The organism is Hymenobacter cellulosivorans (genome assembly GCF_022919135.1).
GTDB lineage: Bacteria > Bacteroidota > Bacteroidia > Cytophagales > Hymenobacteraceae > Hymenobacter > Hymenobacter cellulosivorans.
The window spans coordinates 4,250,867-4,262,339 of the sequence record NZ_CP095049.1; the positions used below are offsets into that span (position 1 = coordinate 4,250,867).

General features: G+C 58.0%; 12 protein-coding genes. 10 read left to right on the top strand and 2 right to left on the bottom strand.

Annotated features, from left to right (window positions below; genetic code table 11):
- Positions 1-53: 53 nt before the first annotated feature.
- The 10 genes from hisC (at position 54) to MUN80_RS18035 (ending at position 8,005) form a co-directional block, all read left to right on the top strand.
- Positions 54-1,109: a histidinol-phosphate transaminase gene (gene hisC / locus MUN80_RS17990; protein ID WP_244714876.1), complete on the top strand. Its 1,056-nt coding sequence runs from the start codon at positions 54-56 to the stop codon at positions 1,107-1,109.
- An 11-nt stretch (positions 1,110-1,120) separates the two neighbouring features.
- Complete coding sequence (locus MUN80_RS17995; protein ID WP_244714878.1) at positions 1,121-1,570, top strand: ATP-binding protein; 450 nt, start codon at positions 1,121-1,123, stop codon at positions 1,568-1,570.
- Positions 1,560-2,321 carry a tRNA(His) guanylyltransferase Thg1 family protein gene (locus tag MUN80_RS18000; protein WP_244714880.1) on the top strand — a complete coding sequence of 254 codons (762 nt, stop codon included), beginning with the start codon at positions 1,560-1,562 and terminating at the stop codon, positions 2,319-2,321. Before MUN80_RS17995 ends, MUN80_RS18000 begins: the two co-directional genes overlap by 11 nt.
- 76 nt (positions 2,322-2,397) lie before the next feature.
- Complete coding sequence (hisB, locus tag MUN80_RS18005) at positions 2,398-3,501, top strand: bifunctional histidinol-phosphatase/imidazoleglycerol-phosphate dehydratase HisB (protein ID WP_244714881.1); 1,104 nt, start codon at positions 2,398-2,400, stop codon at positions 3,499-3,501.
- 149 nt (positions 3,502-3,650) lie between these two features.
- Positions 3,651-4,238 (top strand): imidazole glycerol phosphate synthase subunit HisH, encoded by a 588-nt coding sequence (gene hisH, locus MUN80_RS18010; RefSeq protein WP_244714883.1) that lies wholly within the window; start codon positions 3,651-3,653, stop codon positions 4,236-4,238.
- Positions 4,239-4,244: 6 nt separating this feature from the next.
- Positions 4,245-4,961 (top strand): 1-(5-phosphoribosyl)-5-[(5-phosphoribosylamino)methylideneamino]imidazole-4-carboxamide isomerase, encoded by a 717-nt coding sequence (gene hisA / locus MUN80_RS18015; RefSeq protein ID WP_244714885.1) that lies wholly within the window; start codon positions 4,245-4,247, stop codon positions 4,959-4,961.
- 8 nt (positions 4,962-4,969) lie between these two features.
- Complete coding sequence (gene hisF / locus MUN80_RS18020) at positions 4,970-5,728, top strand: imidazole glycerol phosphate synthase subunit HisF (protein ID WP_244714887.1); 759 nt, start codon at positions 4,970-4,972, stop codon at positions 5,726-5,728.
- 76 nt (positions 5,729-5,804) lie between these two features.
- Positions 5,805-6,452: a bifunctional phosphoribosyl-AMP cyclohydrolase/phosphoribosyl-ATP diphosphatase HisIE gene (gene hisIE, locus MUN80_RS18025; RefSeq protein WP_262922084.1), complete on the top strand. Its 648-nt coding sequence runs from the start codon at positions 5,805-5,807 to the stop codon at positions 6,450-6,452.
- 123 nt (positions 6,453-6,575) lie between these two features.
- Positions 6,576-7,349: a glycosyltransferase gene (locus MUN80_RS18030; protein WP_244714891.1), complete on the top strand. Its 774-nt coding sequence runs from the start codon at positions 6,576-6,578 to the stop codon at positions 7,347-7,349.
- 20 nt (positions 7,350-7,369) lie between these two features.
- Positions 7,370-8,005 carry a lipid-A-disaccharide synthase N-terminal domain-containing protein gene (locus MUN80_RS18035; RefSeq protein WP_244714893.1) on the top strand — a complete coding sequence of 212 codons (636 nt, stop codon included), beginning with the start codon at positions 7,370-7,372 and terminating at the stop codon, positions 8,003-8,005.
- Between the two features lie 184 nt (positions 8,006-8,189).
- Here the strand turns inward: MUN80_RS18035 and MUN80_RS18040 are convergent, their stop codons facing one another.
- Both MUN80_RS18040 and MUN80_RS18045 read right to left on the bottom strand, forming a co-directional pair.
- Positions 8,190-9,218 (bottom strand): hypothetical protein, encoded by a 1,029-nt coding sequence (locus MUN80_RS18040; RefSeq protein WP_244714895.1) that lies wholly within the window; start codon positions 9,216-9,218, stop codon positions 8,190-8,192.
- A 982-nt stretch (positions 9,219-10,200) separates the two neighbouring features.
- Positions 10,201-11,340 carry a tetratricopeptide repeat protein gene (locus MUN80_RS18045; protein WP_244714897.1) on the bottom strand — a complete coding sequence of 380 codons (1,140 nt, stop codon included), beginning with the start codon at positions 11,338-11,340 and terminating at the stop codon, positions 10,201-10,203.
- Positions 11,341-11,473: the final 133 nt, after the last annotated feature.

Genomic DNA, 11,473 nt, shown 5'->3' on the forward strand with positions numbered 1-11,473 from the left:
GCAACCTTATCCTACTAGGAGGAATAAGGGCCCGGCCGACCATTCCGCGGTTCATGTTTGAGCTTTCCAATCTTATCCGGCCCAATATCCGGGCTATGCAGCCGTACTCCTCGGCCCGCGACGAATTCCAGGGCGAAGCCCGCGTGATGCTCGACGCCAACGAAAACAGCCTGGGCAGCGCCGGCCCCGAGCAGTTCAACCGCTACCCCGACCCCCAGCAGCGGGCCGTGAAGGCTGAGCTGGCGAAGCTGAAAGGCGTGGAGCCCAGCCAGATTTTCCTGGGCAACGGCTCCGACGAGGCCATTGACCTGCTGGTGCGCCTGACCTGCACGCCCGGTCAGGACCGGATCCTGATCTTGCCGCCCACCTACGGGATGTACGAAGTGGCCGCCAACCTCAACGACGTGCGTCTGGAGCGCCTGCCGCTCACGGCTGACTTTCAGCTGTCCGACCAGGCCGTGGCCCAAATTCTGGCCTCCGACGCCAAGCTGGTCTTTGTCTGCTCGCCTAACAACCCAACCGGCAACCTGCTGCACGCCGCGGCAGTCGAGCAGGTGCTGCGCGGCTTCCGTGGGCTGGTAGTGGTGGATGAGGCCTACGCCGACTTTGCCGCCGCGCCTAGCTGGACCACGCGCCTAGCGGAGTTTCCCAACCTGGTCGTGCTCCAAACCTTCTCCAAGGCCTGGGGCCTGGCTGGTCTGCGCCTGGGTATGGCTTTTGCCTCGCCCGAGCTCATCGGCTACCTCAACAAGATTAAGCCGCCCTATAATATCTCGGAAGCCACCCAGCAGCACGCGTTGGCGGCCCTGGCCGATGCCCCGCACTTCGAGCAAATGCGCCAGGAGTTGCTCCAGGGCCGGCAGTGGCTGCAGCAGCACCTGCCGGGAGTCGACATCGTGGAGCACGTGTTTGCCTCGGATGCCAACTTCCTGCTGGTCCGGTTCCGACCCGATGCCACGGCCGTGTACGACTACTTACTGGGCAAGGGCATTGTGGTGCGCAACCGTACGAGCCAGCCCGGGTGCGCCGGCACGCTGCGCCTGACGGTGGGCACCCCGGCCGAGAATGAGCAGCTGGTTACAGCCCTGCGGGACTATTCCGCCGTCTAATCCACATCCTGATGCAGCTCATCGTCTTCTGCGGAATTCAGGCCACGGGGAAGTCAACCTTCTACCAGCAGCACTTTTTCCATTCCCACGTCCGGATCAGCCTCGACTTGCTGCGGACCCGGAACCGGGAGCAGCGCCTGCTGGAGCTGTGCCTGGAAACGCAGATGCGGTGCGTGATTGATAACACGAACCCGACCCGGGCCGAGCGGGCCCGTTATATCGAACCAGCCCGGCGGGCGGGGTTTACCGTTACCGGGTACTTCTTTCAGGCTGCGGTGGCCGAAGCCCTGGTACGCAACCAGCAGCGCCCGGTAGAGCGGCAGGTGCCCGCCGTCGGTCTGCGCGCCACCCGCAACCGCCTGGAGCTGCCCCGCTACGAGGAGGGCTTCGATGAGCTGTACTTCGTGCGGCCCCTGGGCAACCATACATTCACCATTAGCCCCTGGCAACATGAAGTTTGACGAGCTCGACGCGCGCTTGCGCGTTTTCGAAACGGCCCACGACCATTGCGCTCTGCCCGGGCTCTACCTGGTGGTCCGCCTCGACGGCCGGGGCTTTACCCGCCTAACCAAAGAGGTCCACGCATTCGAAGCGCCGTTTGATGAGCGGATGCGGGACCTGATGGTACACACCACCCGGCAGTTGCTCAGCTCGGGCTTTCGGATGGTATACGGCTACACGCAGAGCGACGAAATTTCCCTGCTGCTTCACCCCGAGGAAAATTCCTTTGGCCGCAAGCTGCGCAAGTACACGTCGCTGCTGGCCGGGGAGGCCTCGGCTACGTTTTCCCTGGCCCTGGGTAGCCCGGGTATCTTCGACTGCCGGATTTCCCAGCTGCCCCGTCGCACGGATGTACTCGACTACTTCCGCTGGCGCCAGGAAGATGCCGCCCGCAACTCTTTGAATGCCCATTGCTACTGGCTGCTGCGCAAGCAAGGCCGCTCGGTGGCCGAGGCTACGGCCCAGGTCAAGGGCCGGAGCCGGGCGGCCAAGCATGATTTACTCTTCAGCGCGGGTATCAATTTCAACGAGCTGCCGAGCTGGCAGAAGCGCGGCGTCGGCTTGTACTGGCAGCCGTATAAAAAGACGGGGTTTAATCCCCTCAGCCAGCAGCCCGTAGAAACCACCCGTCAGCAGCTGACCATCGATGCCGAGCTGCCCCTGGGGGAAGAGTACACCACGCTGCTACGCTCTTTGCTACCCGAAGAGTAATTGCTCCTTCCACCTCCCCAACCCGTTTTCTTTTTCACGCTCTACGCCCGAAGCCCCGGCTTCCGATTTTTATACCATGAAGAAAGTTCTTTTCATTGACCGCGACGGGACCATCCTGATTGAGCCGCCGACGGATTTCCAGGTCGACGCCCTGACCCGGGAGAAATTCCAGTTTGTACCCGGCGCCATCACCGGCCTCGCCCGCATTGCCCGGGAGCTGGACTACGAGCTGGTGCTGGTCAGCAACCAGGATGGGCTGGGCACCGAGAGCTTCCCCGAGGAAACCTTCTGGCCGGCCCACACCATGATGCTCGATGTGCTGCGCTCGGAAGGAGTGGAGTTCGTGCGCGAGCACATCGACCGCAGCTTCCCCCATGATAACCTGCCCACCCGCAAGCCCGGCATCGGCATGCTGCAGCAGTACCTGGTACCCGGCGCTTACGACCTGCAACACTCCTTTGTCATCGGCGACCGGCTCACCGACGTGGAGCTGGCCCAGAACCTGGGTTGCCAGTCCATCCTGATTCGGGAGCAGGCCGACGAGCGGGCCGCTCTGACGACGACCAGCTGGGAGGCCATCTATCAGTTCCTGCGCCTACCCGCCCGCACGGCCGTGGTACAGCGCGACACGAACGAAACCAAAATCCGTATCGAACTCAACCTCGACGGTGCCGGTCGCCCCAGCATGCACACCGGCCTGGGGTTCTTCGACCACATGCTCGACCAGCTCAGCAAGCACTCGGGCGTGGATATGAAAATCGAAGTCCAGGGCGACTTGCACATCGACGAGCACCACACCATCGAAGATACGGCCATTGCTTTGGGCGAAGCTTTCCACCAAGCCCTGGGCGACAAGCGTGGCCTGGCCCGCTACGGCTTTCTGCTTCCCATGGATGATGTACTGGCCCAGGCTGCCATTGACTTTTCCGGCCGGCCCTGGATAGTATGGGATGCTGAGTTTAAGCGGGAGCGGGTAGGAGATATGCCCTGCGAAATGTTCTACCATTTCTTCAAGAGCTTCTCCGACGCGGCCCGCTGCAACCTCAACATTAAGTGTGAGGGGCAGAACGAGCACCATAAGATTGAAGCCATTTTCAAGGCCGTAGCCAAGTCCATCAAAATGGCCCTGGTTCGGGACGCGGGCAAGATGGAAATTCCCAGTACTAAAGGGGTATTGTAGTCTTTACCCAAATGTTAAAACATTTGGGTAAAGTAATAGGTCCGTGTTTGTGCGGCTCTCGGCAACTCAAATGTTTTCTAAAGAAGTCCAGCAGTAGGTTTGTGCGGCAGAGGTACTTCACAAATGAGTAAACAAATGGATATACTCAAATGGAAATAGCAGTAATTGATTACAAGGGCGGCAACGTACAGTCGGTGCTGTTTGCCCTGGAGCGCTTGGGTGTGCGGGCCACCCTTACGGCCGACCCCGAACAAATTCGGCGGGCCGATAAGATTCTCTTTCCTGGGGAAGGCGAAGCGGCTTCGGCCATGCACGAGTTGCGGGCCCAGGGCCTCGATCAGGTGTTGCCCACCCTGACACAGCCCTTCCTGGGAATTTGCCTGGGCATGCAACTGCTGGGGACCCACAGCGAGGAGAACGATGCCAGCATGCTCGGCATTTTGCCCTTCGAGGTAAAGCGCTTCCCGGCCGCGGCCGAGTACAAGGTACCCCACATGGGTTGGAACAACCTGCAGCGCCTGCGTTCCCCGCTCTTCGCCGGGTTGCGGGAGCAGGACTTTGTCTACTTCGTGCACAGCTACTACGCTCCCGTGGGCGAGTACACCATTGCCGAAGCTGAGTACCCCGCGCCCTTTAGTGCCGCCGTGCAGCACCAGAACTTCTACGCGGTGCAGTTCCACACCGAGAAGAGCGGGCCAGTGGGCACGCGCATCCTGGAAAACTTCCTTAAGCTTTAAGACTACATGGAGATAATACCCGCAATTGACCTTATCGGCGGCCAGTGCGTGCGCCTGACCGAGGGCGACTTTGCCCAGCAAACCACCTACGATGCCGACCCGTTGGCCGTAGCCCAGCGCTTCGAGGCGGCCGGCGTTAAGCGCCTGCACCTGGTGGATCTGGACGGGGCCCGGGCCCGGCAGCCGGTTAACCTGCCCGTACTGGAGCGCATTGCCCGCCATACCAGCCTGCTCATTGACTTCGGGGGCGGCTTGCAGAGCGACGCAGCCGTGCGCGCGGCCTTTGACGCCGGGGCTGCCCAGATTACGGCCGGCAGCATTGCCGTGCGCGAACCGGCCACGGTAGGGCAGTGGCTGCAGGAGTTTGGCTCCGAACGGATTCTGCTGGGGGCCGACTTTCGCGACAACCACATTTCCATCAATGCCTGGGCGGAGCAGTCGGAGCGGACGGTGGCCGAGTTTATCCAGGACTACCTGCAGGCCGGGGCTACTACCTTCGTGTGTACCGATGTGAGCAAGGACGGCAAGCTGCAGGGCCCTTCGCTGGCTACTTACCGCACATTGCGCGCCCAACTGCCCGCGGCCCGTCTGGTGGCCAGCGGGGGCGTCACGACCCTAGCTGATGTGGAAGCGTTGGCTGAAGTAGGCATGCATGGCGCCATTATCGGTAAAGCCATTTACGAAGGCACCATTACCCTGCAGGATCTGCAGAAGTTTCTCTAGCCCATACTATGCTAACCAAACGAATCATTCCCTGCCTCGACGTCAAGGATGGGCGCACTGTCAAGGGGGTCCGCTTCGAGGGCCTGCGCGACGCCGGCGACCCGGTGGCCCTGGCCGCCCGCTACGCCCTGGAAGGCGCCGATGAGCTGGTGTTTCTCGATATCACGGCTACGAACCAGAAACGCACGACCCTTATCCATTTGGTGCGCGACGTGGCCCGGGAGCTGGATATTCCCTTCACCGTGGGCGGCGGCATCGGCACGGTGGCCGATGTGGAAGCCCTGTTGCTCAATGGCGCCGATAAGGTCAGCATCAACTCGGCGGCTCTGCACCGGCCCGAGCTGATCGACGAGTTGGCCCGGCGCTTCGGCAGCCAGTGTATCGTCGTGGCCGCCGATGCCCGCTACACTGCGGAGGCCGGCTGGCAGATATACACCCGGGCCGGGACCCACAACACCGAGCGGGATGCCGTAGCCTGGTGCCGGGAAGCTGCCGACCGGGGCGCCGGGGAGCTGTTGCTCACGTCTATGAGCAACGACGGCACCAAGGACGGCTTTGCGCTGGATATTACCGGGGCCGTAGCGAGGGCCGTAACTATTCCCGTGGTGGCCTCGGGCGGGGCCGGCCAGATGGAGCACTTCACCCAGGTATTCCAGCAGGCCCAGGCCCACGCTGGCCTCGCGGCCAGCATCTTTCACTTCGGGGAAATCGGTATTCGGGAGCTTAAGGAGCACCTGCAGGCCGAAGGCATTCCCATGCGGCTTTAATCATAGTAGGTAGTACCTGGGGCTTCGGATTGAGAAGAGAGTCCCGACAACCAAGCACCAAGCACCAAGCACCAACATCATGGAACTCGATTTTAACAAAATGCCCGATGGGCTAATTCCCGCCGTCGTGCAGGACTCAGCTACCGGGCAGGTGCTCATGCTGGGCTACGTCAATGAGGAAGCCTGGGAAAAGACCCGGACCGAAGGCCGGGTGACGTTTTTCTCCCGCTCCAAAAACCGGCTCTGGACCAAGGGCGAAACCTCGGGCAACTTCCTGCGGGTCGTGAGCCTGCATCCCGACTGCGACCAGGACGCGGTGCTCATCCGCGCTATTCCCGACGGCCCGACCTGCCACCGGGGTACCGTCAGCTGCTTCGAGCAGCCCGAACAGGCGGCTGTGCCCGCGGCGCCGGTTGGGTTTCTGGCCGAGCTTGAGCGCCTGGTGCAGCGCCGCTACCAGCACCCGCAGGAAGACCCCAAGTCGTACACGGCGTCGCTCTTTGCCAAGGGCATGCCCAAAATAGCCCAGAAAGTGGGAGAGGAGGCCATCGAAACCGTCATCGATGCCGTGGCCGGCAACCGCGCCGGCTTGAGCGGAGAGGCTGCCGATTTGCTTTACCACCTGCTGGTGCTGCTCACCGCCTCGGGCCTCACGCTGGAAGACGTGGTAGCCGTACTGCGGCAGCGCCATTCCACGATTTCGGCCGGCACCCGGCGGGAATAAGCCCGGTTCTACCTGGGCAACGGTCCGGGGTGGACCTCCTGTCAATCGTAAACCGCCCTGGGGTACTGCCCCAGGGCGGTTTTTTTGTTGCTACTTTACGCTTCCTAGCTCCTCATCTGCCCCATGTCCGAGTCTTCTACTGCGTCGTATCTGACCACCCAAACCCTGACCGTGCTGGTTCCCGTCTATAACGAGGAGGAAAGCCTGGCGCAATTTGTGGTCGAGATGAACCGGTTTCTAGCCCAAACGCCGCTGCCTACCACCGTGCTCTTTATCAACGATGGCAGTACCGACGGGTCCCTGGCCTTGCTCCGCAGTATCTGCGCCCAGGACGTTCGCTACGAGTTTATTTCCCTTTCCCGCAACCAGGGCCTGAGCACGGCCATTAAGGCCGGCATCGACCATTGCCACAGCACCCTGGTAGGCTATATCGACTCCGACATCCAGACGACCCCGCTCGATTTTCTGCGCTTCCTGGAGTTTTTTCCCGAGTACGATATGGTCAATGGCATCCGGGCCAAGCGCCAGGATACGCTGGTCAAGAAGCTCTCCTCGAAGCTGGCCAACACCGTGCGCCGCACCCTGATCAACGACGGTATCCAGGATACGGGCTGCCCGCTGAAGATTCTCAAGGTGGAGTATGCCCGTCGGCTGCCGCTGTTTCACGGCATGCACCGTTTCCTGGGCGCTCTGGTCCAGTTGCAGGGCGGGCGGGTCAAGCAGCTGCCCGTGCAGCATTTCCCGCGCTTTGCCGGTACGGCCAAGTACACGCTCTGGAACCGGGCCTGGAAGCCCCTGGTTGATACCTTCGGCTTCCGCTGGATCCGGAGCCGCTGGAAAAACTACGAAATCGGGGAGACCCTGCGCGCCGAATCCCGTGCGGCTGACATCCAGTAGTTGGTAGGGCCCAGATGAGAATGAGTACGCAAACCCTGGCGTTGTTGATTGGGCTGGTGTCGCAGCTGCTGTTTTCCAGCCGGATTGTGCTGCAGTGGGTGCAGAGTGAACGGGCCCGCCGGGTGCTGGTGCCCACGCTGTTCTGGAAAGTTAGTCTGTTGTCCTCGTTTCTGATGATTCTCTACGGCATGCTGCGGCATGACCCGGTTATCCTGGGCGCGCAGTTGTTGAGCTACGGCATTTACATCCGCAACCTGCAGTTGCTGGGCGAGTGGCAGAAGCTAAGCCGCTGGTTTCGGGCGGCCGCCTACGGATTTCCGTTGGGGCTGCTCAGCTGGTTTGCCAGTGGCACCTCTGCGGTGAACCTTTCAACGTTGCTGCACCCGGCCATTCCCGGCGGTTGGCTGGTGCTAGGGGCGGTAGGGCAGACCATCTTTCTGCTGCGGTTTGTTTACCAATGGCTGTATTCTGAGCGCCGGGGCACCTCGGTTTTGCCGCTGGGCTTTTGGGTGGTGAGTTTGGCCGGCTCCCTGCTGATTCTGCTTTACGCGGTCCTGCGCCTCGACTATGTGTTATTGCTGGGCAACGTCTTCGGCACGGTCGTATATGCCCGCAATATTCTGCTGCTACGCCGCGAGCAGCAGGCGGTGGGATAAGAATAATGACCTGGTCAATAAACCAGTCTCCATCCGGCCCCGGAGGCCAGGCCAGGGGAAATGTCAACCAGCCCAGCCTCCAGGGTGCCTATTAGCACGTTCCAACGCAGTTTTTATTTAACATAATTAATAAACAAGACTATTCTTCAACTTTGAAAAGCAGCAGGAGGGCTGCGTCAAATTGTCAGCGGCTTAATTGCTTTCGGACCTTTTCGAGCAGGATGCTTACGATTTGCAGGTCATCTACGTCCTGAATGTTAAGCTGAGTGTCAATACCTGGGCCACTAATGCGGATAAAATAGCCTTCTACTGTAGCCGTTGGACTCGTAGTAGAGCCAACCAGCGCCTGCTGCGGCACTGGCTCACGCCCGGGTTGAGGACTATCCAAGGGCGCCGCTACTGAAGTGTCGGAAGCTACGGCTGGGGTGGGTGCACTGGATGGGGTAAATACGGCCTGGGGTCCCGCGTACGCCTCCGTTGGATAGGTTGTATCGAGAGAATGGTGTTCTGCTTCCAGGTCGTCTGTATCTAGTCCAAACAAACTGGATACGGCGTCCTGGGTTCTTGCCGGGGCTACTGATGGTACAAACCCACCGGCAGGTTTATTACTAGGCGCTGATCCTGCAGCTGGGGTAGCATCAGCAGCTGGTACAGTAGGAGTGTGCGGCATCGCCCGGAATAAGTTCTGGGGGAGTTCCGTGCTGGCCAGTTCCCGCCGGGGAGTTTGCTGGGCCGCCAGTTGGTCAATATCGGCCACTACGTTCCGCTCGTCCATCACGCCTACCATGCGGGCCCCGTCCACGAAGGCCTTGGCCACTACTTGGGCGTTTATTTCTTCTACACCGAATTCCCGGATCAGCATTACGTCAAACATGTGCACGGGTAACTCCCGGTTGCGAAACTTCCGACAGATCTGGGTAAACAAAGGCGGATGCAGAAACGCTTCCCGGTGGAATACTTTCTCTTCTTGCTTGTCATACGCGTGTTTAATGCGTCGGAACAGATTTGTAGTAGTAAGCAATTCCCGCTTGCTGGTAACCAGCCCAAACTTCACAGCTGAACCTATTATGGCTTTAAATGAGCCACTCACTTTACGATTCAGCTTGCGGGCACAGGTTTCAATAGCACACTTTCCACCAGTGTCATCTACTACTTCAGCAATTTCCCAGGCACTCATGTAACTGGTGCGTGGGTAGTCAATGGTCTTAGGCATAATAAGAGTAGTAAGAACATGATTACGGATGGGCAAGTATAAAGATAAGTAAGTACATAAAAGTTGTTCATAGTATAAAAAAGTACTAAATTCAATTACTTTTTTATGCTTTTTTATACTTCATAATACTTAAGATAACTAATTATTGAAATACATTAACCATCCTTAGAAATGAGTATAAAAATACCACTCATACAATAAGGCCGGCAGAAGGCCGCCAGGGCAGGAGCGATGGTTTCTATGGCTTCTTAAGACGTGAGCGAGCATATCTATCTATAAACCACTTCAGAACCTCTGCAAAATGCACAGGCCTTATAAGAGCAAATAAACGCTAGGGGAGATGTCTGTCGCGAATGCATTTAGAAAAAGCGGCACCCAGATATATCAAGCTGCAACTGTAGCTTCCTCAAACTATATCTCGGTATTCAATCAGGACGTTAAAGGCAAGCAGCTTTAAGTAAAGCTTACTAGCGCTGTACTGGATTGTATGCTTTTAACTCAACGGCCCATTAAACCGAATCTAACTTGGCCTAGCTTTAGCTATTCAAACAGCGCGTGGCCACAGTTGTGATTCATCGTAGGCTGCGGAGGTCGAAACACTGTAAAACAGTTACTGGCTACTGCTGATACACCTCGGTTTATTAGTGAGACGAGGTGAGACCACAATCAGGTCAAGCACACAAAGGCCGCGTGTCAGCAAGAAGAACCTTGAGCATCTCATTAGACGGCAGCAAATGCCCCGGGCTTCCTTGAGTTTAATGAGTCTATATCGTCCAAGCCAGCGCAACTGCTACTACCAATCATCTGCTGTCCAAGCAGTCGGATTGTCCGGCGAGCTAACAACGGTGCGGCGAATAATGACATTGGTGGCTGGGCAAAACAAAAACTGTATTTGTCTTATAATTTATATTATGTTAAGTAGTGTTTTCTAAAATACGCCCGGGATAGGTCCCGGGCGTATTTTTCTATCCCCCTGCTGCTCTTACTTGAGGGAGTTCAGGCGGGAATTCATTTTCTCCGCATCAGCCGTACGGCCCACGCGTACATATACTTTCTGCAGCGAGGTGATTACGGCCCGGTCATTAGGCTGCAACTGCAGAGCCTTCTCGAAGTACGGTAGCGAATCCTGGAAGTACTTCTTGCTGTCAGCATCAATCTTCTTGCCCACCTTCTGGTACGTGGCCAAATCCATCTTGCTGGCTTTGGTCACCAGGTCAGCCGCCTTGTTGTAGTTGTAAACGCCAAGGTTGAACTGAGCGTCGAAATTGTTCGGATCAATTTCGACGGCCTTCTTATAAGCGGCCATTGCTTTTTCCGACTGCTTGCTCTGATCATAGAGCGAACCGAGCACGGCATACAGGTTGGCGTTGTTTGGATCAGCAGCAAGGGCTTTCTCCACTTTGCCGATGGCCTGGGCTCCGCGACCAGCGCTAAGTTCCATGTTCAAGTCTTCAAGCATGAAGGCTTTATTATTTGGATACGCCGCCAAAGCCTGCTGGATTACTTTCTGGGCCTCAGCATCGTTTTTTTCCTGCCGGGCAATCTGTAGCATCCGACCATACACGGCCGGCGACTTATAGTTCATAGCCAGCAGCTTGCCGTACGTATCCTTGGCCGTAGCAAAATCCTGCTTGGCCTCGGCCGCGTACGCCGCGTATAGGAACGCTGTCGTGTCCTGGGGACGGATTTGTTGGGCCATCCGGTACGACTCCAGGGCCGCGTCGTAATTTTTGGCATTATAGCCTTCAACTCCGGCGTTCAGGGCCAGACCGTAGAGGTTATCGAGCTTGGCAACGGCCAGTTTGCCGAATTCACCGGTTTTACCGTCCAGCTCCACGGCTTTGCTATACGATTCGAAAGCCACCTTGGTGCCTTCGCCGGGCTTGAGCGACTTGCCATAAATGGGGCTGCCTATCATCTGCTCGTAAATCTCGCCGCGGGTATACCAGGTTTTGGCTTTACCGGAAGTCTTCTCGTTTACAATGGCCTTGTCAATTTCGGCCTGCGCCTTATCGAGCAAGCCACTGCGCTGGTTCAAAATAGCGTTGGTTACCGCCGAGTTTTGGGCCGAAGCCGTGTGCAGTGCCGCCGCAGCTACAAGCGTCAGAAAAATCTTCTTCATGGTTTTTGCCGAAGAATAATGGTGGATGAGTGGAAGGAATTAGGAAAGAAACCACCGGAAGAAGTACTTGGTTCAGCTTGCCGGCGGGAAAGAAAAAGGCTTGAATACGCTCAGTCCGGCCATTCAAAACGAA